Source organism: Pedobacter frigidisoli (assembly GCF_032678525.1).
Classification (GTDB): domain Bacteria; phylum Bacteroidota; class Bacteroidia; order Sphingobacteriales; family Sphingobacteriaceae; genus Pedobacter; species Pedobacter frigidisoli_A.
On sequence record NZ_JAVTSE010000002.1, the window covers coordinates 215063 to 238578 of the forward strand.

The 23516-nt window shown below is 39.9% G+C and carries 22 protein-coding genes; 6 read left to right on the forward strand and 16 right to left on the reverse strand.

From position 1 onward, the window contains the following. The first annotated feature begins 17 nt into the window (after positions 1-17). Positions 18-917: a DUF6263 family protein gene (locus tag R2Q80_RS05930; RefSeq protein WP_316798720.1), complete on the forward strand. Its 900-nt coding sequence runs from the start codon at positions 18-20 to the stop codon at positions 915-917. Between the two features lie 104 nt (positions 918-1021). On the opposite strand, the gene R2Q80_RS05935 is transcribed toward R2Q80_RS05930, so the two are convergent. The 3 genes from R2Q80_RS05935 to R2Q80_RS05945 all read right to left on the reverse strand — a co-directional run bounded on the left by R2Q80_RS05935 (position 1022) and on the right by R2Q80_RS05945 (position 3429). Further along, positions 1022-2302 carry a hypothetical protein gene (locus R2Q80_RS05935; RefSeq protein WP_316798721.1) on the reverse strand — a complete coding sequence of 427 codons (1281 nt, stop codon included), beginning with the start codon at positions 2300-2302 and terminating at the stop codon, positions 1022-1024. A 79-nt stretch (positions 2303-2381) separates the two neighbouring features. After that, entirely contained in the window at positions 2382-2927 is a 546-nt protein-coding gene (locus R2Q80_RS05940) for a hypothetical protein (RefSeq protein ID WP_316798722.1), read from the reverse strand. Beyond that, positions 2920-3429, reverse strand: coding sequence for an RNA polymerase sigma factor (locus R2Q80_RS05945; RefSeq protein WP_410478732.1), 510 nt, complete (start codon positions 3427-3429; stop codon positions 2920-2922). The genes R2Q80_RS05940 and R2Q80_RS05945 overlap by 8 nt, the downstream gene beginning before the upstream one ends. 196 nt (positions 3430-3625) lie before the next feature. On the opposite strand from R2Q80_RS05945, the gene R2Q80_RS05950 reads away from it, so the two are divergent. Together R2Q80_RS05950 and aspS are read left to right on the forward strand one after the other, a co-directional pair. Next, positions 3626-4030, forward strand: coding sequence for a hypothetical protein (locus R2Q80_RS05950; RefSeq protein WP_316798724.1), 405 nt, complete (start codon positions 3626-3628; stop codon positions 4028-4030). A 153-nt stretch (positions 4031-4183) separates the two neighbouring features. Further along, the gene (aspS, locus tag R2Q80_RS05955; RefSeq protein ID WP_316798725.1) at positions 4184-5929 is read left to right on the forward strand and encodes an aspartate--tRNA ligase; all 1746 of its coding nucleotides are present in this window, start codon (positions 4184-4186) and stop codon (positions 5927-5929) included. 75 nt (positions 5930-6004) lie between these two features. On the opposite strand, the gene R2Q80_RS05960 is transcribed toward aspS, so the two are convergent. The 7 genes from R2Q80_RS05960 to R2Q80_RS05990 form a co-directional block, all read right to left on the reverse strand. Then, the gene (locus R2Q80_RS05960; RefSeq protein ID WP_316798726.1) at positions 6005-6442 is read right to left on the reverse strand and encodes a hypothetical protein; all 438 of its coding nucleotides are present in this window, start codon (positions 6440-6442) and stop codon (positions 6005-6007) included. Continuing rightward, entirely contained in the window at positions 6429-6809 is a 381-nt protein-coding gene (locus R2Q80_RS05965; protein ID WP_316798727.1) for a phage holin family protein, read from the reverse strand. The genes R2Q80_RS05960 and R2Q80_RS05965 overlap by 14 nt, the downstream gene beginning before the upstream one ends. A gap of 55 nt (positions 6810-6864) precedes the next feature. Then, complete coding sequence (locus R2Q80_RS05970) at positions 6865-7131, reverse strand: YtxH domain-containing protein (RefSeq protein ID WP_047800161.1); 267 nt, start codon at positions 7129-7131, stop codon at positions 6865-6867. 74 nt (positions 7132-7205) lie between these two features. Further along, on the reverse strand, positions 7206-8255 hold the full coding sequence (locus R2Q80_RS05975; RefSeq protein WP_316798728.1) for an AI-2E family transporter: 1050 nt from the start codon (positions 8253-8255) through the stop codon (positions 7206-7208). Between the two features lie 68 nt (positions 8256-8323). Next, complete coding sequence (locus R2Q80_RS05980) at positions 8324-9739, reverse strand: sigma-54 dependent transcriptional regulator (RefSeq protein WP_316798729.1); 1416 nt, start codon at positions 9737-9739, stop codon at positions 8324-8326. Between the two features lie 163 nt (positions 9740-9902). Beyond that, positions 9903-10682: an enoyl-CoA hydratase/isomerase family protein gene (locus R2Q80_RS05985; protein WP_316798730.1), complete on the reverse strand. Its 780-nt coding sequence runs from the start codon at positions 10680-10682 to the stop codon at positions 9903-9905. Between the two features lie 3 nt (positions 10683-10685). Next, positions 10686-11108: a cobalamin B12-binding domain-containing protein gene (locus R2Q80_RS05990; RefSeq protein WP_316798731.1), complete on the reverse strand. Its 423-nt coding sequence runs from the start codon at positions 11106-11108 to the stop codon at positions 10686-10688. A 112-nt stretch (positions 11109-11220) separates the two neighbouring features. On the opposite strand from R2Q80_RS05990, the gene R2Q80_RS05995 reads away from it, so the two are divergent. Then, positions 11221-12876 (forward strand): glutamine--tRNA ligase/YqeY domain fusion protein, encoded by a 1656-nt coding sequence (locus R2Q80_RS05995; RefSeq protein WP_316798732.1) that lies wholly within the window; start codon positions 11221-11223, stop codon positions 12874-12876. A 102-nt stretch (positions 12877-12978) separates the two neighbouring features. On the opposite strand, the gene R2Q80_RS06000 is transcribed toward R2Q80_RS05995, so the two are convergent. Further along, on the reverse strand, positions 12979-13815 hold the full coding sequence (locus R2Q80_RS06000) for an N-acetylmuramoyl-L-alanine amidase (RefSeq protein WP_316798733.1): 837 nt from the start codon (positions 13813-13815) through the stop codon (positions 12979-12981). Positions 13816-13928: 113 nt separating this feature from the next. Here R2Q80_RS06000 and R2Q80_RS06005 point away from each other — a divergent pair, with 113 nt between their 5' ends. Both R2Q80_RS06005 and R2Q80_RS06010 read left to right on the forward strand, forming a co-directional pair. Further along, positions 13929-15608 (forward strand): dipeptidyl-peptidase 3 family protein, encoded by a 1680-nt coding sequence (locus R2Q80_RS06005; RefSeq protein ID WP_316798734.1) that lies wholly within the window; start codon positions 13929-13931, stop codon positions 15606-15608. Between the two features lie 248 nt (positions 15609-15856). Further along, positions 15857-18298, forward strand: coding sequence for a TonB-dependent receptor domain-containing protein (locus R2Q80_RS06010; protein ID WP_316798735.1), 2442 nt, complete (start codon positions 15857-15859; stop codon positions 18296-18298). Here R2Q80_RS06010 and R2Q80_RS06015 read toward each other — a convergent pair whose 3' ends face one another. The 5 genes from R2Q80_RS06015 to R2Q80_RS06035 form a co-directional block, all read right to left on the reverse strand. Beyond that, positions 18299-18799: a GNAT family N-acetyltransferase gene (locus R2Q80_RS06015; protein WP_316798736.1), complete on the reverse strand. Its 501-nt coding sequence runs from the start codon at positions 18797-18799 to the stop codon at positions 18299-18301. Then, complete coding sequence (locus R2Q80_RS06020; protein WP_316798737.1) at positions 18796-19356, reverse strand: thiamine pyrophosphokinase; 561 nt, start codon at positions 19354-19356, stop codon at positions 18796-18798. The genes R2Q80_RS06015 and R2Q80_RS06020 overlap by 4 nt, the downstream gene beginning before the upstream one ends. A 62-nt stretch (positions 19357-19418) precedes the next feature. Next, entirely contained in the window at positions 19419-20051 is a 633-nt protein-coding gene (locus tag R2Q80_RS06025; protein ID WP_316798738.1) for a thiamine phosphate synthase, read from the reverse strand. Between the two features lie 106 nt (positions 20052-20157). Beyond that, the gene (locus R2Q80_RS06030) at positions 20158-22506 is read right to left on the reverse strand and encodes a TonB-dependent receptor (protein ID WP_316799282.1); all 2349 of its coding nucleotides are present in this window, start codon (positions 22504-22506) and stop codon (positions 20158-20160) included. A gap of 289 nt (positions 22507-22795) precedes the next feature. Continuing rightward, the gene (locus tag R2Q80_RS06035; RefSeq protein WP_316798739.1) at positions 22796-23329 is read right to left on the reverse strand and encodes an ATP-binding protein; all 534 of its coding nucleotides are present in this window, start codon (positions 23327-23329) and stop codon (positions 22796-22798) included. Positions 23330-23516: the final 187 nt, after the last annotated feature.

Below are 23516 nucleotides of genomic sequence, written 5' to 3' on the forward strand. Positions count from 1 at the left end.
GCCTAAAAATAAAACCAATGAAGAAGACCCCTTTTCTTACTGTATTATACACTTTAACTATATCTGTAAGTTGCTTTGCTCAAAAATCTTTTACCCTGAAGCAAAATCTTCCGATAGGAAAAAAATATGATTTCAATATGCTTTCCGACCAGATCATCACTCAACAAATAGGTGATAAGAAGATTTTATTAAACCAGAATATTGGAACTGATTATACCTTTTCGATTAAAAACGGCGATAACCTGGAGAAAGATATTGAGGTGATTTATAACCGCATTTTCATGAAGTCGTCGGCTGGCGGGAATGTAATGCAAATGGATTCTGATGACCAGGACACCACAAAGCAAAACCCATTTAGCGGATTAAAGGGTGCATTTTTCACCATGACCATGACATCAGACGGATCGGTAAAATCAATTAACGGACTGGATCAGATGTTAAATTCGATAGCTGATAAAATGACAAAAGATACCGCACTGGTCAATTCCATAAAAACACAGCTGGCGAAACAGTTTAATAGTGAGGCGATGAAGCAAACCATGGAATCATCGTTAAAGATATATCCGGAAAAACCTGTAAAAATTGGAGATAGCTGGACTGTAGATACTAAAATGCAAATGACAATGCCAATAGAAACCATCACAAAATACACGCTTAAAGAGGTCAAAGACGGCATTGCCTACCTTAACATCAATGGATCCCTGATTTCTAAAGGTGCATTTGAAACCATGGGAAACAAAATGGAGACAGATTTAACAGGTACCAATAACGGCGATGCCGAACTGGATGTTAAAACAGGTTTGATTCTGGATAGCCATCTTCGGATAGAAATGTCGGGTACAATGCAATCAATGGGGCAGAAAATTAATTTCGATTTACAAGGCATCAATAAAATAAAAGGTAAAGCAATTAACTAAGGTCTTTACCCCCTAATGGAATCATCAATATGGTTCCCCTAAAAAATGAGAACAAAAAAGTCCTGCTCAAAAAGCAGGACTTATAGTTTGTTTGACCTAAATTCTTATTTAAAGGTTACTGACCCGTATTCAGTCTTCACCGAAACATTGGCAGTGCCTCCACTACCTATTTTACCTGTGTATTTTTTGTCTTCATCATCTTTACTGGCAAGACTAGCCGTAACGTTAGCCCCGTATTTGAATCCTGCATATGACGTTGAAACATTAAAATTAGCATTATAACGATCAGCAAAGCCAAGACCAACACTTACGTATTCCCCGTCAAAGCTAAAGTTCCTGCACGCAGGCGTAATTTCACTCACACTGAGCTTATTGTAGTCCATACTAATATTAGCATCTCCATTCAAAGTTCCCAATGTAACATTTGAATATTCAGCGTTGATGCCTGTTTTACCTGCTGAGGCTATATTTAAATCGCCATAGGCTTGTTTGATAACTGCGTTTCCTTTTACCGTATTGATATTCACCTTTGCATATTCAGCATTCAGCAGTAAGTTCCCTCCTATAGTACCTACAGTTAAACCTTTACCATATTGAACTTTAATATCGGCAGACTTCCTGATGGTGTTGATATTAACCCCAACATATTCAGCCTCTAACTGAAGGGTACCCACAGCTCCAATCGTTACAGGGCCATTATATTCATGTTTGATTACTGCCGCATTCAAATCCTGAATATCGCATTTACCATACTGAACATTAATATAGTTGTTACCATTGCTTAGGTTTCCCGCAACAAGATTGCCATACTGAACCTTCAGCGAAGTGGGGCCGGAAAAATTCCCTAATTCTACATTACCGTATTGCTGGAGTATACTTAAAGGATTAACAGCAGGCATAAATACCACATAATTAATCTTAACTTCGCGTCGCCAGGTCGTTACTCCATTTTTAACGCTCCTGCCATATCTCCCGCTTCTGTCAGACATATTGGTTTTCACCGTGATGACATCCCCGTTTTTTGAAGCATCTATGTTTACAGCGTCGATTAATTTCTGAACGTCGCTATCAGAACTGCTGTAGGCCTTAATATCTACATCTACCTTAACCTCTTTCTTATCCCATGTTTTGATGGTTACAGATCCATACTGGTTGTTCAGGTTTACTTTGTCGTTGTTATCTACACTAAAGCTTTTGCTAAATGATTTCGATCGTTCTCCATCTGCGCCAGTTTGGATATCCTGTGGTAAAATAACACGGGCACTTACGTTAACATTATTCGATGCATAAGTATCGCCTGTAGCTACTGAAACCGATTGTTGTTGTGCATAGCTTTTTCCGGCAATGATGACCATAGCGGCCAGAAATATTGTTAGTTTTTTCATTTTTTTATTTTTTAATACACCCTCTGAACCACAGTCTGCCGACCGACTAAAAGCATGAAGAGCGTGCGTAAATGGAGTACTAAATTTGATTTACCCTTTTATAATCGTCAACCTGATTAATAATCAACAACTGCTGTTTTAATAATTGCAGCTGTATTTCCCTGTTTTTCACCATCGCTTTTACCACGAAAGTTTGGTTTGGGGAATTCGGCAATTCTGCCTTCAACCGTTCATATTCCTCATCCAGTTTCACCAGATCTGCTGTAAACTTTTTATATAATTCAGGATTTGCCGAAGCAAAAATGGCCAGACTATCTCGTTTTTCGGTGATTAAACCTGCGTAATGAACCTCCTTCTGCGCATAACCAGGATTCACATCGGCCAGTTCAACGTCTTTACCCTGTATTTTACCGGCATAAAGCCAGCCTAAAGCAAAAACTACCACTACAGCTGCCGCAGCACTCATCCATAAATAAAGTTTTACAGGCTTTTTTTTAATGGTTTGTTTTAACTTTTGTTGTGCATCAAGCTCCACTTCTATTTTTGCCCATAGTTCCATCGGCGGTTCCATCACATCAAACGACCTGCGGTTTTCTTTAACAAAGGTTTCTAATCTATTATTCATCTCTCATCCCTTTCTGTTCTAAAATACTTTTTAGTTTCTTCTTCGCCCTCATGTATTGTGTGCGACTGGTGTTTTCACTTATTTTTAAAATGTGTGCAATTTCTTCATGGTCATAGCCCTCCAGCAGGTATAAACTCAGTACCACACGGTATCCGTCAGGAAGTTCGGTAATGGCATTTCTGATTTCCTCTGCCTGCAGCTTTACCTCATATTCATCATAGCCAAGCTCATCAGGTACTTCTGAAATTTCTTCTGTACCAACAAATTCAAATTTTCGCTTACGCAGATAGTTGATTGACTTGTTGATCACAATTTGTTTAAGCCATAAACCAAACGTAGTCTCCTGTCTGAAATCTATAATTCTGGTAAAAGCATCCAAAAAAGATTCCTGCAAAACATCTTGTGCTTCTTCCTCGTAATTTAAAATGCGTAATGCGACGTTGTACATGGCCTTTGCATACAGCTTGTATAAATCAAACTGTGCTGCACGGCTGCCTTGCATGCATTCTTTAACTAATTCCAGGTTTTTATCTACGTAAACAGCTTCCAAAATTTCGAATATTCTGATTATAAGACATGGGGGATTTTAAAACGTTGCATCAAGGTAGAAAATATTTACTAGAATATATATTTATGGATACAATCATAGTGATGCATCATATTTTTGTATTCTATTAACAAAGCCTTAACTTCATGCCATGGATATCGACTCAACTATCTCAGACATTAACGCCTTACATCAAAAATCCAATCAGGCCTTTCAGGATAAAGACATGGAAACCTATGCAGCCATTTTCGACTATAACTTTGAATTTAAAGGAGTGGATGCCAAACCGGTTAACCTGAGAGATTATAAGCTCGACATTCAAAGCCTGTTTAAAAATTCAAAAAGTCTCGAAACAAGTCATTACAGAATTAAATCCTCATTCGAGGATGGGATATTTACAGAAAAGATCGCCCGTAAGTCGGTTATTATCAAATCAAACTTAATCCTGCTTACTAAAAAGGAAACCATTCAAACCGAAGAAGTTTACCATTGGAAAAATGTGAATGGCGAGTGGAAGGTAATCAGCATCGAAGTAGTTTTAGAAGAGAAATACTAAATTGCATCATAAATCCATTAAGGATTAATGCCTGATTTTTATAGTGAACTGGCCAGAAAGCAGAAAAATTAAGCTGTAAAATTTCCTTCAATCTTCATTTCCAAACTTTAAAACAAAATCGGTATTTTTGCCGCTCAATTTAGATTACAAAATATGTTAAGAACAGTAACTTGTGGTGCATTAACCCTTAATAACTTAGGCGATAATGTAACCTTGTGTGGTTGGGTACAAAAATCAAGAGATTTAGGCGGAATGACATTTATAGATATCCGCGATCGTTACGGTATTACACAGCTTGTTTTTAACATGGACGACAACCGCGAACTGTGCGAAGCCGCACGTTCCCTGGGTCGTGAGTTCGTAATCAAAGCAACCGGCATTGTGGTTGAACGAAGCAACAAAAACCCGAAAATGCTTACAGGTGATGTGGAGATTAAAATTACCGCATTAGAGATTTTAAATGCCGCAAAATTGCCGCCATTTATGATCGATGACGAAACAGATGGCGGGGATGAGTTACGCATGAAATATCGTTATCTCGACTTACGCCGTAATCCGGTTAGAAATAACCTGGTTTTACGTCATAAAATGGCCCAGTCTGTGCGCCGCTATCTGGACGCATTAGATTTCATCGAAGTGGAAACACCGGTGCTGATTAAATCAACGCCAGAAGGTGCAAGAGATTTCGTTGTGCCAAGCAGAATGAATGAGGGTGAGTTTTATGCTTTGCCTCAATCGCCACAAACTTTCAAGCAATTATTAATGGTTTCCGGCTTTGACCGGTATTTCCAGATCGTAAAATGTTTCAGGGATGAAGATTTACGGGCAGACCGCCAGCCGGAGTTTACACAGATCGATTGTGAAATGTCGTTTATCGAACAGGAAGATATCTTAAATACTTTTGAAGGCCTGATCCGTACACTGTTTAAGGAAGTTCGTAACTACGACTTACCTGAAGTTCCACGGATGCAATATGCTGACGCAATGCGCTTATATGGCTCAGATAAACCCGATACACGTTTCGCCATGCAATTTGTTGAGTTGAATCACCTCGTTAAAGGTAAAGGTTTCCCGGTTTTCGATAATGCAGAACTCGTTGTAGGAATCAATGCAAAAGGTGCAGCGGGCTATACCCGTAAGCAACTGGATGAACTCACAGATTTCATCAAACGTCCACAAATTGGTGCTACTGGTTTAATTTATGCCCGTCATAATGATGACGACACCATTAAATCTTCTGTAGATAAATTCTTTAACGAAAGCGATCTTAAACAATGGAGTGAAGCTTTTGAAACCAAAAAGGGCGATTTGATATTGATTTTAGCGGGTTCTACTGATAAAGTGCGCAAACAGCTGAACGAGCTTCGTTTGGAAATGGGGAATCGTTTAGGTCTCCGCGACAAAAATACATTCTCTGCGCTTTGGGTACTCGATTTTCCTCTTTTAGAGTGGGATGAAGAAACAGAACGTTACCACGCCATGCACCATCCATTTACCTCACCTAAACCTGAAGACATTGCATTATTGGATACCGATCCGAAAAATGTGCGTGCAAATGCTTACGACATGGTGATTAATGGCACCGAAGTTGGCGGAGGCTCTATCCGTATTCACGACAGAGCATTGCAGGCACTCATGTTCAAACACTTAGGATTTAGCGCTGAAGAAGCTCAGAAACAATTTGGTTTCTTGATGGATGCTTTCGAATTTGGTGCACCTCCACACGGCGGTATCGCCTTTGGCTTCGACCGCTTAACCTCGATTTTTGCAGGTTTAGACTCGATCCGTGATGTGATCGCTTTCCCTAAAAACAATTCCGGAAGAGATGTAATGATCGATAGTCCGAGTACAATTGACGATAAGCAATTGAAAGAATTAAAGATCAAAACAGATCTTTAGCATTATTCCCGGTTCAAGCATAAAAAAGCCACTTAGCGTAAGTTAAGTGGCTTATATTTTATGGGGATAAATGAACTAAAAAGTCTCACTATCCGGCGGAATGCCATAGTCGATAAACTTCTTATCCTTCTTTTCTTTCTTTTTACCAAACCAGCCCTTTACAGAGTTGAAAATGGCAGACAGATGTTCTGCATCGAGCGATTTACCCACTTTACCCGACACCAGCCCTACTGCAGCCTTAGTCAAAAAGCCTGCGCCACGGAAAAGCGTTTTATTCATAAACATCGGCAAAAGCAATGACATTGCTGTCCCGCTGATATTTAATTTATCATCCACTTTAAACAGATTATTCGGAGTTGCATATTTTTTAATTAATGCACCCAGCGTAAACTGTTTAGCATAAGATTTTGAGTCAGCAAAAAGCATTTTCTGCTTTAAAGTGTATTCTACTTTAAGTTCAAGTTTTTTGGCCTGCAGATCGTCCAGATTACGAATAGTTTTATAACTTCTCATCTTCCTCCTCCTTATCAGCAAGTTTGTCAAAATATTTTCTTATCGCCACATTGATGATGGCTTTTTCAATGTATTTATCTTTGGTCAGATATACAATCACTGCAATTAAAATATAAAATAGGGATACGCATCCAAAGCCTCCGGCATAGCTGCCAAGTACCTCACCCAGGTAAAGCGCCAGGGTAACCGAACCCAATAAGAAAGCCAGAATAAAGCAAACAATTACCGTAGTATTGGTTACCAAATCAGCAAATATCTTCGACACCTTTTCTACAAGGTATAGCCTGGTATATTCTACTCTGGCATCCAGGTAGCCTTTGGCATCGTCGATGATATCTTCGATACTTTTTTCTTTGTTTTCTTGCATAGTTTAGATGAAATTTAACTGGACAGCCATACTGTCCAGTTATATCTTTATATTTTTAAGCGTGCTCCACGTCATCACTGTATTCTTCTTCAACACTTCTCAATTTGGTTTTAATCGAGTCTACTACTTTGTCTTTCAGGCTCGCTAAATTATTAATTTCATCAGCAGCCTTATCTTTGATAGAATCACCCAAATCTTTTAAAGACTGGCTTAACTTATCACGGGTTTCATCACCTTTATCTGGTGCGAATAAAATGCCTAAAGCGGCACCGGCAGCTAGTCCTGCTAATAGAGCAACTACAACTTTTGAATTATCATTCATAATCTATGTATTTAAGGGTTAAACAATGTATGCACAATATAACAATACTATATTATTTAACTGTTAAGCTATATTTATAACTCACCAAGTTCATTATTTGTTTTAATTCTTTCTAATCTTTCTGAGGCAAGTGTACTCGTCTCATAAATTTTAACAAGCAATATAAAATAAGATAGCAGCAGCGGTCCAAAAACAAGACCCAGTATTCCAAATAAAGGGATACCAATAATTACGCCAATTACTGTAATGATCGGATGAATGTTACCAACTTTTTTGGCTATAATAAAGCGGAGTACATTATCAATGTTGATAATAACCACAAAACCGAATATCAGCATGGCCCATCCGGCAAAGTTATTCCCATTGGCAATCTGCAAAATTGCGGCAGGAACGAAAACTACAGGAGGTCCTAACACAGGCACAAAAGAAATAAAGGTGGTAATCACCCCCCAGAATACGGGATCCTTGTATCCCAGTACATAAAACGATAAGCTTACCAGCGAGCCCTGTACCAAACAAATGAGTCCCTGTCCCAGCACATTAGCATAGGTTGTATTTCTCATCTCATCACCAAATCTCAGCGCATTCTGTTCTCTTAAAGGGGCATATTTAATTAACGAATGCTCAAATTTTTTACGCTCTATCAGCATAAAGTAGAGTAAAAAGTACATCACCAGCAAGCTCAGAATAATATTTACTGCACTCGATATCAGAGACGGGAAAAGTTGCGTAGCCCAGTTCCCTAAGCGGTTCATACCTTCCTGAATTAAATCCTGATTAATTTTAATCGGAATGAGGTGTTGCAGTTTTACCAGCAGGTTTTTGAAGAAAATTTCGTTATTTCTGAGCTCAGAAATTTTACTGATCACCATACTGCTGAGGGCGTAAAATGGCAAAACAATCAATATAATACTAAAAGCAATTAATGAAATGGCCACTACCCGTTTGTTCCACCCTTTAATTTCGGCCATATGAATATACGCAGGGCGCATAATGGTGTAAAGAACAAGTGTACTTAAAATTGCACTGAATATACTCTGTAACGAATACGCAATTAATATACCCAGCGCTATAATAATTACAAGATTAATATTATTTCGCTGTTTATAAGAGAATACTGACATGATCTGAAAGGTGTTGCTACTCCTTAAATGTAAAAAAGAAACATATTGTTTTGTTCAACACGAAATTATTATTCGTTTTCAGCCTGATTTGCTTTTATCTTGTTATAGAGTGTTTTACGGTCAATATTGAGAATCTTGGCAGCTTTCGATTTATTAAAACTAACCTCTTTTAAAACCCTCAGTATGGTATCGTACTCTGCTTCCTGACTGGCATTTTTTAAATTCCTCGGATGATCAGCATTTCTTGTTTTGATCAGGGGAACAGGGAAATCATGATTATAGTTTTTGATTCCGTTTGATAACTCGAGCGGCAGCACCTCCACCTGAATTTCCCTCCCGTCAGTTAATAATGCTATTCTCCTGATCACATTTTTAAGCTCTCTTACATTGCCCGGCCAGTTATAATTCAAAAGACAGGTCTGAACCCCTTCCGAGAAGCCCCTGATGTCTTTATTTAATTCCTGGTTAGCAATTGCTAGAAACTTATTCGCAAAAATCAAAATATCATTCCCACGCTTTTTTAAAGATGGGATATGAATCGAAAACTCGTTAAACCGGTGATATAAATCTTCCCTGAATGTGCCCTTTCCTATATTATTAACCAGGTTTTCATTTGTTGCTACAATGATCCGTACGTCGAGATCAATTTCCCTGGTACTTCCAATCCGCTTCAACTTTCTCTCCTGCACAGTACGCAGTAAGCTTGCCTGTATTTCATATGATAAATTGCCAATCTCGTCAAGAAATAATGTACCCCCGTTTGCCTGTTCGAAGTGACCGATTTTGGTGTACAATGCGCCCGTGAAAGATCCCTTCTCATGACCAAAAAACTCACTCCCCGCAAGCTCTTTTGTCAGGGAGCCGCAGTCCATGGCCACAAAAGGTTTATCCCGCCTTAAACTATTCATGTGAATGGTCTTCGCTACACATTCTTTTCCAGTTCCGCTTTTACCGGTTAAAATAATGCTGTATGAGGTAGGAGCAATTAACTGGATTTGTTTAAACAAAGCCGCTGATGCTTCGCTGGTGCCATCAATGTATTCTGTATAGTTGATATAATCGGCACCTGAATCAGCATTATTCTTTTTCTTTGATGATGCCTGATCAGCATTAAGCGCCCGCTGTGTTTCGAGGGCCTTATTAATGGTATTTAAAATCTCATCCGGATACAAGGGTTTAATAATGTAGTCATAAGCCCCCAGCTTGATCAGTTCAACAGCCAGCTTGATATCTGAGTAGCCTGTAATAATGATTACTCCTGTTAAAGGATAGAGATCTTTTATTTTAATTAAAATTTCTCTGCCATCTGTATCATCCAGACGGTAATCGCAGAGTACAAGATCAAATGTTTCTTTTGCAAGTATATCGAAAGCCCCTCCGCCCGTGATAACAGTCGAAACATCAAAGCCGTTCTTGCCTAAAAACTTGGATAACAATGATCCGATGTTTACTTCATCATCTATTATGAGTATTCTTTTTTTCATCCGGTTAAACTGTCATTCATTTTAATAAAAACAATCCAACAGCCATGTTATGGATAGGGATTTTTATTTTAATCGACACAACATAAGTAATGAAAAAAAATGAGATTGGGAATTATTTTCCACACTTTTTTCTCAAAAAAATCAAATTAATCATACAAACCTACTACTTTCCAGAGAAAACTGCCTTTCTTTTTTCCAGGAAGGCGGTTGTACCTTCCTGGAAATCAGCTGTATCAAAACACTTTCCAAACGACTCTATTTCAACCTCATAACCATCTGTTTCATTTAAAGAAGCTATCACCGATCTGATCGCTCTTGCTACGGCCAGGGGAGCCCGCAGCTTTACCAGGCTAAGTATTTCCTCCGCTTTGCTGATCAGGTCACCCTGAGGCACAACATAATTCACAAGACCAATCTTCTCTGCCTCTGTTGCCGTAATCATACCAGCGGTAATAATCATTTCAATCGCCTTACCCTTTCCTACCAGTTGGGTCAAACGCTGGGTTCCACCATAACCGGGAATCAAACCCAGGGTTACCTCTGGAAGTCCTAATTTTGCCTGATCAGCAGCAACCCGTATGTGGCAGGCCATAGCCAGTTCTAAACCTCCGCCCAGGGCAAATCCGTTGATCGCTGCTATAAAAGGTTTTGGAGAATTTTCTATTGCATTAAAAACAGCTGCTTGTCCATCTCTGGCTAACTGCTCCCCTTGCGAAGCATCGTAATCTGAAAACTCTTTAATATCGGCACCGGCAACAAACGCCTTATCTCCGGCACCAGTTAAAATTACTCCCTTCACCTCTGCCGTATCTCCGGCAAACTGAATCACCTGGGCAAGCTCCTTTAGCGTATCTCTGTTCAATGCATTTAATGCCTTTTCCCTGTTTATCGTAATATAAAGAATGTTTTCTTTTACTTCTGATATTAAATTCTGATACGTCATGATTTAAAAATTTCTATGTTCTGTAACCCAGTTTTGAATATATTCCACTATGCTTGCCATGGTAGTTCCCGGAGGAAATAACTCCCCAACCCCAATATCGGCAAGTTTTTCCCTGTCTGCTTCCGGTATGATCCCTCCGCCGGTTAATAACACATCATCAAGCTGTTTTTCTTTCATAAATTGTATAATTTTTGGAAAAACAGTCATATGTGCCCCCGAAAGAATGGAAATACCTATCGCATCCACATCTTCCTGCAGAGCAGTATTTACCACCATTTCAGGCGTTTGGCGCAAGCCGGTATAAATCACTTCCATACCCGCATCACGCAGGGAGGTGGCGATCACCTTAGCACCCCTGTCGTGGCCATCAAGCCCAACTTTAGCTACTAAAACACGTATTGGCCGGTTTAATGCTTTGCTCATCATTCCTATTTAGTTATGTAAATGTATTCATTTTGATGTTTAAATTAATCATTAACTAAAACAACCAGAATTGCACTAATCTTTTTACATTTGCATTCCTAATTTACAGGTTTTTATGAGTGAAGAAAAGTCATTGAACTTTATTGAAGAAATTGTTGAGAACGACCTAAATAGTGGTAAGTATGAAACCCTGGTTACGCGTTTCCCGCCTGAACCTAACGGTTATTTACACATCGGCCACGCTAAAGCGATATGCTTAAACTTCGGACTAACACAAAAATATGGCGGTTACACCAACCTCCGTTTTGACGATACCAATCCCGTTACAGAGAAGACAGAATATGTAAACAGCCAGCAGGAAGATATCAAATGGCTCGGTTTCAACTGGAAAAACGAATTATATGCTTCTGATTATTTTGATCAGTTATATGCATTCGCAGTAACACTGATCGAAAAAGGATTAGCCTATGTTGATGAAAGTTCAGCAGATGAGATTGCAGCATTAAAGGGTACGCCAACAGAACCTGGTAAAGATAGTCCGCACCGCAACCGCAGTGTAGCAGAAAACCTGGATATTTTCACTAAAATGAAAAACGGTGAATTTGCCGACGGTGCTTATATCCTGAGAGCAAAAATTGATATGGCCAGTCCGAATATGCTCATGCGCGATCCGATTATCTATCGCATCAAACATGCTGAGCATCACCGTACAGGAAACAAATGGTGTATTTATCCAATGTACGATTTTGCCCATGGTCAGAGTGATAGTATAGAGAACATCACCCACTCCATCTGCACATTGGAGTATGTATCACACCGCGAATTATATGATTGGTTTATCGAAAAACTGGAAATTTTTCCTTCAAAACAATACGAGTTTGCCCGTTTAAACCTTACCTCTACGGTAATGAGTAAACGCAAGCTTCTTCAGCTGGTTAACGAAAATCTGGTAAGCGGGTGGGACGATCCTCGTATGCCTACTATTTCGGGTTTACGCCGCAGGGGGTTCACCCCAAAAAGTGTTCGCGAATTCTGTGAACGAATTGGTATTGCCAAACGCGAAAATTTAATCGAACTCAGTTTATTGGAGTTTTGTATCCGCGAAGATCTGAACAAAACAGCCAATCGGGTAATGGCAGTTTTAGATCCCATTAAACTGGTTATCACTAACTACGATAAAGGAACAGAAGATTTAATCGGCGAGAATAATCCTGAAGCAGAAGACGGTGGCGGCACACGCGTGATCCCCTTCAGCAATGAGCTTTATATCGAGCGCGAAGATTTCATGGAAGTTCCGGCAAAAAAATGGTTCCGTTTAGCCCCGGGCGCAATGGTTCGTTTAAAGTTTGCTTATATCGTAAAATGCGAGGATTTTATAAAAGATGAAAATGGGAACGTCACTGAAATCAGGTGTACTTACATTCCGGAATCGAAAAGCGGTAGCGACACCAGCGGCATCAATGTAAAAGGTACTATTCACTGGGTAAGTGCTCCACACGCAAAAACTGCCGAAATCAGATTATACGACCGTTTATTCACATCTGAAACACCCGATGCGGAGGAAGGGGATTTCAAAGACTATTTGAATCCGCAAAGCTTAACGCTATTGCCAAATGCCTACATCGAGCCGGCTTTGGCCGAAGCTGATTTAGACGGCCGCTACCAGTTTATCAGAAAAGGTTATTTCTGCTTAGATAAAGATTCAACTGCAGAGAAACTGGTTTTCAACAGAACAGTAACTTTGAAGGATACGTTTAAAAAGCCTAACTAGATTTAGCGCTTTAACAAAATACAGGCACGGATGAACACAGATTCATCCGTGCTTTTTTATACCCCCTGGCAAAATACAGCCCATAGCAGGTAAATTCCTACGTTAATATTTCGTATAAACATTATACAATACCAGAATATCAACCGGTGTTAATTTTGGTGTAATGTCACTTTGTATAAAATGAATCTTAAAGGCCGTAATGGCAGCAGGTAGATTGCTGGTATCGTAACCGATATATTTTAATGCCATTTCGGCATTAAAATCAAGCGGTGGATTTTTCAGGATGCTATCATACCAATATCCAAAACCTGCATCGGCCAGTTTTTTCCAGGGAAAGTTCCTGGGGTCATTTTTTCTTTTTGGTGCAATATCGGCATGACCGATGAAGTTAGCCACCGGAATATTATATGTTTTCTTCAAGGTGGCCAGCAACTTAATTAAACTGTTAATCTGTGCATCAGGCCACACATCGGTAGTTCCATTATTATCCAGTTCAATCCCGATTGAGGAAGAATTCAGGTCAGTATCCTTTCCCCATTTACTTACACCAGCATGATTGGCTCTCAGATAATCGTTAACCATATGTACCACTTTGCCATCTCTACTGATCACGTAGTGTGCACTCGTTCCCGCTGTTGTAGAGAAAAAAGTCTTAACCGTTTGCGTTAAACTATTCTGGGCAGTATGGTGTATCACCACAAAATTCGGTTTACGTATCCCGAAATTTACAGATCCGATCCACTCCTGATTTGCCGTATTTAACGAATCATAAAGCTGCCCTTTAGGAGGCGTACTGCTAATAATTTCAGAGAAGTCTTTGGCTTTGTTTTTATAGATTTTTTCGGTTACGGCATATTTTTTGGAGCTGCAAGCCGAAATGAAAGTCGCCAGAGACAGAAAGAAAATGGATAAATACCTGCTAGATTGGAAAGATAACATGTGCTGAATAATTGATTTGCTGATCTGCAAAGTTATACTAAACTCGGAGCAATGCATCAAACTTTATACAAAGCTTTCAATTTTTACTAATTTAGCGCTATTATCTGTTAACTATGAATAAATTATACAAATCAACGATATTACTTTCAGCAGTAGCCCTTTCAACAGGCTTGTTTTCTGCTTGCTCAAACAATGGTAAATCAAATACCACTGAAGGTGCAATAGTTCAAAAAGATAGCCTTACAGACTACGTAGAACAACGTTTACCCATCTACGAACGGGTAAAATTAACTACCAACCTCAATCAGTTAAGCGTTAACGATCGTAAAATCCTCCCGCTCCTTATTCAGGCTGCAGAAATTATGGATGAGCTGTACTGGAAACAGGCTTACCCCCAGCGAGACAGTCTGCTGGCGACCATTAAAGATGAAAAAACCCGTGATTTCGTCAATATCAATTATGGCCCGTGGGACAGGCTAAACAATGATAAACCTTTCGTAGCTGGCATTGGTACTAAACCTGAAGGGGCCTCATTTTATCCTTATGGCATTACAAAGGCTGAAATTGAAAAATCGGATCTGGCCGACAAGTTTGGCGCCTATTCGGTGGTTCAAAAGGATACGGCAGGAAAACTCACTACAGTACCTTACCATGTGCTCTTTGCTTCTGAATTGCAGAAAGTAAGCTCATTGTTAAAACAAGCTGCCTTAATTGCTGAAGATGCCGGATTAAAAAAGTATTTAAACCTGCGTGCCGATGCATTGGTTACAGACAATTTTACCGCGAGCGATTATGCATGGCTCGACATGAAGTCTAACGGACTTGATATCATTATTGGCCCGATTGAAAATTATGAAGATAAACTCTTCAATGCCCGCACCAGTTATGAAGCCTATGTTTTAATTAAAGATAAGGAATGGAGCAAACGTTTGGCAAAATATGTAAAGCTTCTTCCCGAACTTCAAAAAAACCTCCCTGTTGCAGCAAAGTATAAAACGGAAACTCCCGGAACAGATTCAGAACTGAATGCCTACGATGTGGTGTATTATGCCGGAGATTGTAACGCCGGATCGAAAACAATTGCTGTAAACTTACCTAACGATGAAAAAATTCAGCAGGAAAAGGGAACACGCAGGTCGCAGCTAAAAAATGCCATGCAGGCCAAGTTTGATAAAATTCTTGTCCCGATTTCAAAAGAACTGATTGAGGCTGATCAGCAAAAATATATCAAATTCGACGCTTTCTTTGCTAATGTAATGTTCCACGAAGTTGCACACGGATTAGGCATTAAAAAAACCATTAACGGTAAAGGTTTTGTGCGCGAAGCACTAAAAGAACAATACAGCTGGCTTGAGGAAGGCAAGGCCGATATTCTGGGCCTGTACATGGTAACCGGTCTGCTTAAAAAAGGCGAACTGCAGGGCGATATAAAAGATTACTACACTACTTTCATGGCGGGCATTTTACGTTCCGTTCGTTTTGGTGTTTCCGAAGCACATGGCAAAGCCAATATGCAATGTTTTAACTATTTCCAGGAGAAAGGAGCTTTCGAGCGCACTTCAAAAGGAACTTACAAAGTAAATTTCGAAAAATTTGCATCCGCCATGAATGACTTAAGTGCTTTCATTATTACGCTGCAAGGCAACGGCGACAAAGTGGCTGTTGAAAAGGCGCAAAAAGAAAAAGCAGTAATCTCCTCTACCCTTCAGCAGGATTTAGACCGCCTGACTAAAAAGAATATCCCGGTTGATGTGGTGTTCGAACAAGGAGTGGATGTACTGGGGGTAAAATAATATTACAGTGATCAAGTGAGCCGCAGATTTGCAGAATTATTCTGCCAGTCTGCGGCTTTTTACGTTACGGATTAGTTTTTTACTTTTTCCTGTAACCTTTCTTAAAAATGGTCGTCATAATAATAACTAAATACCTGAAGCTTTCGTTTCAGGGCTAAGCTTTAAAATATAGTGAATCAGTTCTAAGCTACGGAATAACCGTTCTATGGAATTCTTTTGCCCGATTTTTTAAGAACAAACCAAAAAAAATGAAAAACTTATATCAGATTATACTATTAATAGGAAGCCTTTTTTCAACATTTACGGCGTCTGCTCAAAGTATACCAAAAGCAAATATTACAGGTGTGATTCTGGATGAAAATAAAAAGCCGGCCGATTATGTAACTGTCGTATTATTTAAATCTGCCGATTCAAGCGTGGTTAAAACAGCCTTTACAGATCAAACCGGAACTTTTGGCTTTTCAGTTTCTCAACGTGGAAATTACTTCTACAAAGCCAGCAGCATGGGTTACAAAACCCTGAAAAGTAAAACAATCAGTTTAACCGAACCTGACCAGAAGATCGATTTTGGCTCGAACCAGCTTACTCCAACCAGCCAAAACCTGAAAGAGGTGACTGTAGCAGTTACGAAACCATTAATAGAACGCAAAATGGATAAAGTAGTCATGAATGTATCGAATAGCTCCATTATGACAGGATCAACTGCGCTCGAGGTTTTACAGAAAGCACCAGGTGTATCGGTTGATCAGAATGACAATATTTCGATGCAGGGCAAACAGGGAGTATTGATTCAGCTTGATGGAAAGCAAACCTATATGAGCAGTGCCGACGTGGCGAACCTACTCCGCAATATGCAAAGTTCTGAAATCGAAACCATTGAATTAATCACCAATCCTTCTTCCAAATATGATGCCGCCGGAAACTCCGGGATTATCAATATCAAAACCAAAAAGAGCAAGAGCGGCGGAATCAACGGCAGCCTGAGTGCAACAGCGGGATATGGAAAGAATTTTCGCGGTAACACGGGCATAAATCTGAACCACCGCACTGAAAAACTAAATCTGTTTGGTAACTACAACTACGGAACAACAGAAAGGGAAAACCTCATCACGATTGACCGCGTTTCTAACGGAACACCCGACACTTATTTTATGCAAGCCGGTGATAGCCGCCGTAAACAGCAAAACAATAATTTTAAAGCCGGACTGGATTATTTCATTGATAAGAAAAATACCATCGGGCTGTTGGTAAATGGCTACTTTAATCACGGAAATGAAAAATCAGCCAATAATACTTTAATCGGTCCCTCTTTTAATCAGGTTGATTCTTCACTGGTTTCTAAAACTTTACAAACCAACAAATACAACAATCTTTCCTATAACCTCAATTATAAGTCGGTATTAGATACTGCTGGCTCTGAACTTTCTGCCGATTTAGATTACTCAAGGTACAGCGGCAATGATGGCTCTGATTATGAAAACGATTACCTCTTTGCAAACGGAACCAGAATGCGCCCTGTAAATTATATTAGAAACAATACGCCATCTAAAATTGATATCAAGGCTTTTAAAATAGATTATAATGTATCCTTAAGCAAAACAGTTAAGCTCGAAGCAGGCTTAAAAAGCAGCTGGGTAAAAACCGACAATGATTTACAGGCAGAAGAACTGGTTAATAATAACTGGCAAAACGATGTTCGCAGAAGCAACCGCTTTGTGTACGATGAAAATGTAAATGCCGCATATACCAATATCAACAAACAATTCAAAAACACCAGTATACAGCTCGGTTTAAGGATGGAACAAACCAATTCAAAAGGAAATCTGATCACAACTAATACAGTTGTTGATAGAAGCTATTGGGATTTTTTCCCTACCCTGTTTGTTCAACAAACACTTTCCAAAAACAATCAGCTTGGCTTTTCATACAGCAGGAGAATCGACAGGCCAAGTTACGATGCGCTTAACCCCTTTGTTTATTATTTAGACCAGTACACTTACAATAAGGGAAATCCGTTTTTGAAACCGCAATACACCAACAACCTCGAGCTGAGCTACACTTTTAAACAAAAATACATGCTTACCCTGGGCTACAGCAGAACAACCGACGTAATTACTGAAGTACTTTTACCTGATGCAGCACAAAAAGCATTGTTTCAAACCAATGAAAACTTAGCAAAGAATATCAGCTATAATGCAAATTTGAATGTACCGGTACAAGTAGCAAAATGGTGGCAGATGAATAATAATCTAAATGTGTTTTATCTGAGTTTCGAAGCACCTGATCTGGCAGGGAGTGCGCTAAAAACCGGAAAAATATCCTTCCAGTTTAAATCACAACAAACCTTTACTATTGTTAGCGGCTTTACCGCCGAACTAAACGGAAGCTATGAATCTCCTATTGATTATGGCACACTTAGCTTAAAGTCGCGCTACTATGTTGATGCGGGTTTAAGTAAATCGCTACTCATGAAAAAAGCCAGCTTAAAATTTGCCCTTTCAGATATCTTCAATATATCTGAAAACAATTTATCAAGCACCTACCCGGGCTTAAACTACTATGTGCATCAAAAAAACGAATCACGTATTGCACGTTTAAGCTTTACCTATCGTTTTGGGAAAAATGAGATTAAACCCGCCCGCCGACGTGCTACAGGTACAGAATCAGAGCAGGGAAGAATGAAAAATTAGTCAGTTTTGAAATTTATATTCCATCACATAGTCATCCATAATGAATCCCCCACCGATATCTATTTTTACCGATTCCTTTATGGTAAATCCGCCTTTTAAATAAAATTCCCTGGCTTTATTATGCTTATTTACATTGAGTTCCAGAGCCGATCCCCCGGCATCTTTAATCTGGTTAAAAACCTCATTGATCAGAATTTTACCCACCCCTTTGCCGTGGGCTGATGGCAGTACATAAAGCTTGTGGAGTTTATAAATTCTTGCGTCATGGTCAATGATCGAATAACCTGCAAATCCCAGTTCATTGGAACCCGCTTCAGCGATCAAAAAAGTGTGCCCGTCCATCAGCTGTTTCAGCAGTTCGCCTTTATTGTACATTTTCTCCAGCATGTAATCAATCTGCTGTTGACCAATGATATCCAGATAGGTCGATGGCCACGTTTCCGCAGCAATCGCCCTGATCAGTTCAACATCATCTTCTTTTGCTTTCCGAAGGGTAATCATAACGGCTCGCTGATATAAATGGGTTGACCAGAAAAAGTAAATTCTACAAAACCATCGTTCACCACTTCAAACACCTCATCTTCATTTTGCGTGAGGTTGGTAACTTCCAGATATCGGTTGCCATGAATCAAGAACTGACTGCCCGCCGGCTTCCATACTGAAAAACCCGTTTTTATCGGATAGTGTTTTGCCTTTTCAGTGAAAATAACCAGATTAATTTCTTCTTCGAAACCGGCATATTTTTCAAGGTCGAATTTTTTAGTGATGACATTTACTGCCGGATATTTCTCTCCAACCAAATGGTTCAGCGTAACCATAAAAGCGTCGGCAGGGCCTTGAATAATTTTAGTATCTTCCTGTACCTGCTGGTCAGATCCGTTGACCAGAACATCAACTTTTAATCCCAGGGAAAGAATTTTATCATAGTTTTCTCCGTTCACCAGAAGCGTCGGGCTCCACTCTAAAAGCTGCCCCAAAAACTCTTCATTAAAATTACCAAGCTCGTCGATGTATAAAGCCGGCTCCTGTTTTTCCTTTACAATGTGATGTGATGACATATTGCGAAGATAGAAATTAAAGTTTCAAGATGTATCGCCTGATCAGGATTTACACCCGGGAACTATAATTTCACTGCTTCATAAAATTCCTGGTAGGCACCAACAAAATCATCTGCACAATTGATCGCACCGGAAACCGCTATCCCAAATATTCCAGTTTGCAGCAATCCATCAACATCCGAAAGTTTAATCCCTCCTGCTGCCAGTACCGGAATCTGTAAATTTAGATCCTCCAGGTTATCCATCAGATTGGCATAACCTTCAAAGCCGATGAGCGGATCGTTGTTAGGTTTGCTTCCTGTGGTGGAAAAGGGACCATAAATAATATAATCAACCCCTTCATTTACCAGTCTCATCAAACCTTCAACAGTGCTGGCCGAGCCACCGAGGGTGATATCGCCCCCAACTAACCTGCGCAAGGCGATAAAATCAGCATCTAAATCCTCCATATGAAAACCCTGAATATCAGCTTTGCCATGGAGATGAACATGATCCGTGACGATTAATGTTGTTCCCCAGTCATCGCAAATTTCAGCAATGGCGTTGATGTCCTGCAATAATGCATCATCTGTTTTACTTAAACACCGGTATTGAATCCATTTGGCACCCGCTTCGCAGGCAAGCTGAACCTGTTCAACAGCTGTAAATTCTGGTAGATCATGAGTGATATACTGAAGCTTTTCGATGTATTTCATATCCTTTTAAAACAAAATCGTCATTACCACACACCGTTTGCACTGATGTATCAGAGTATGCTGTGTCGGGTAATGACGAAAGTAATCAAATTAAGCTTCCGGTTTTTTAAAACTTCACGTTTAAGCTAAGTAAAAAGTTACGCGTGGCTTGCGGATAATAATAGTTAAACCGTTCTAAAGTTCCACTGTATAAATAGGGGTAAGTGCCGCCATTGCTTTCATAAAGCGTGCTGAAAACATTATTGATCAGTAAACTCAAACCAACGTTTTTCATTCCTGCCAAAGGTGTATTGTAGCTTAACCTGATATCGTTTACGAAGAAACTCGAAAGTGTACGCGTCTCTGCCGAGGTATTATCAAGATATTGTTTACCGACATATTTACTTAAAAAAGCAACACTCGCTTTTGGCAAAACATTATAGTTGATTTCACTTGAAGCAATAATGGATGGAGAAAAAGCAATAGTAGTATTATGATAGTTGTTTACAACAGTTGCAGTGAATGCCGCCGGATCTTCATCATAAATATATTCTGCAAAATCTTTTATTTTATTCCTGCTCAGGGTTGCGGTAGCTGCCCATGAAAGGTTTTTAACAATCTGCCATTTCCCGTCAAACTCAATTCCCAGTCTGTAACTGTCGGGCACATTCTGGCGGGTTTGCCCGCCAACATCATTTAATTTCCCGGTGTTAATCAGCTGATCTTTATAAATCATAGCAAAACCATTGATTCCAAAACTTAATGTAGAAAACTGAGTGCGGTAACCTGCTTCAAAATCTGTCAGGTGTTCTGCCTTTGGCCTGCTGTTAATATTTGAATCTGTAAAATCCCTCCGGTTAGGCTCCTTGTTACCAAGAGCAACCGAAGCATACACATTACTGGTATTGCTGAAACTATAGGTCAAACCGGCTTTAGGGTTGAAAAAATTCAAAGTGGCATTCTGCTGTGCAGGCGTACCATTTGGATCGATTCCGAAATAGGAATAGTATACCCTCCTGTACTGTAAATCTGCAAAAAGGCTAAGCTGATCAATCTGATAGTTCGCCCGGCCAAAAATATTGAAATCGGTTTTGAAGGCATCATTGTCATCATAACGGTGACGAATTGAACCGCTGCCATCATAATTAGCATATTGCGCCCAAACAACCTCATCGAAGTGGCGCCCTTTATACTCGTTATATGCCCCACCCAAAACAAAGTTGAGGTTGCTTTTTGGCGTATAGTTCAGGGAATAAGTCACGCCATAAAAATCATTGTCCAACCAGAGTCTTCTTACCAGGTCAGATGTATTTTGCGTAACCCCACCAATTACCACTGCCGGGATGCCATATTTTGATAAGGCCTGATCCTCCTTGTATTCTTCATAATAACCCCGGCCGTAAGTATAATGTAAAGCGGCATTGGCTATCAGATTACTGGAAAGATTCCGGGTATAAAATAACTGGTAATGATCCTGCTGATAATTATCAGTTTGATTGTCATAAGTAAAGTCGTTGTGCGTGCGGTCAGTCTTTAAAGTCTCTTCACTTACCCCGTTCCATGCCTGATAGGTTTTCTCTGAACCGCTGAAAACGTTGGCACGAAGAATATCTTTTTTTCCATAGTAGGCACCTGAAACAAAGAATGATTTGAGATTGGAAGAGGCACGGTCTACATAGCCATCTGATTTAATCCTCGATAAACGCCCGTCGAAAGTAAATTTCTTGTCGATCAAACCTGTTCCCACGCTAACCGTGTTCTTCCAGGTATCGTATGAACCGTAAGTGTTATTTAGCTCAGCATAGGCTGAATCTCTCCTTGTGGTGGTTTGAATATTTAAACTTCCACCAAAAGCACCGGCGCCATTCGTTGATGTACCGACTCCCCGTTGAATCTGAATATTATCGACCGACGATGCAAGGTCAGGCAGGTTGATAAAAAAACTACCCTGACTTTCAGCATCATTAAGCGGGATACCATTAAGGGTAACATTGATTCGTGTAGCGTCGCTCCCGCGGATTCGCATTCCGGTATAGCCCACGCCTGCTCCGGCGTCTGATGTTACGACCACGGAAGGCGTCTGATTTAGTAAGTAGGGCAAATCCTGACCTAAATTATTCTTGGCCAGCTCTGCTTTGTCTAAATTACGAAAGGTAGTCGCCGAGTTTTTAGATGCCCTTGTTGCATTTACAACGACTTCATCTGCCAGGAAATTCTGAGCAACCAGACTAAAGTTCAGGCTTAAACTTTCATTTAGATTGATAGACTTTTCCTGACTTTTATAGCCAACATAGCTCACCACAACGGTATAACTCCCACTTTTCAGATTGCCGAGGGTATACTCACCATTAACATCACTCACCACGGCAGTTTTTTGATTTTTCAGCTTGATCGTTGCGCCAGGCAAAGCATGCTGGTTAACATCTGTGATTTTCCCGGTAACAGAATTTTGTGCCAATGCAATGAAAGGCAACATTGCAACTAGCGCTGCAAAAAGTAAATTTTTCAATGTTTTTGTTTTTAGTTAAACCCATCGGAAATAGGGGTACTCCCGATTTCAGTTAAACTTCCATAACTCCAATCCCTACGCCGGCATTACCCGGATCAGGTGCATCCAAAATAGAAACTTTCGCCTTCTACCTAAGAATGGGTATGATCTCAGCCCGTTTTTGTGTTATTTAAAACAAGGCACCCCTAATGATGAGGCAAATGTAGAGAAATATGTTAATGATTGTTAAAATATTATTTTTTTTGTGCCTTAGCGTTTAGCTTTCGGATAAAAACGCATCTACTGCCCTAACCGCGTGCTCAAAACGTAAATCCCCCAAACCACCGATCACTTCATAACGCGCATTCAATGCCTTTAACTCAGTATGCCAAACGCCCATAAAATATTCCCGCTTATCCGGAAAATCCCGCAAGGGGTCATCCTGCCAGGGCAAATCAATATCCATTAAAAGATAAAGATCGTATGGCCTTGCCGGCAGTGCATCCAGAACAAGCTGTGGTGTTTCACCCAGCATTTCATCACTCCAGATTTTTACGGTTACAAAAGTAGTATCGCAAATGATAAAGTCTTTCTCGCTAACCGTTAAAATGGCATCTTCCAGAGCTACCTGACCGTAATACATATTCACCTCATCCTGTAAAGTATACGGGCCAGTTAGGTTTTCGCAATAATAGCGGGCATACTCCGGTACCCATGAAACACGGTAATGATTGGCCAGCAACTGAGACATGGTAGATTTTCCGGTACTTTCCGGACCTACAATAGCAATTTTTTTAATTAACTTGTTCACAATGGATGTTTCGGCGATTTAGCCAAATGTAGAAGAAACCTTTTAAAAGAAAAAATCCGGTTGAGGAGGGCTCCTCTAACCGGATAATAAACCAAACAAACTATTTATGAAGAAATCCTCATGGCGGTTAACTACTCCGCAGAGGAAGCTTTAGATCGTTTTCTAAAGTATATACTAAACGCGTATA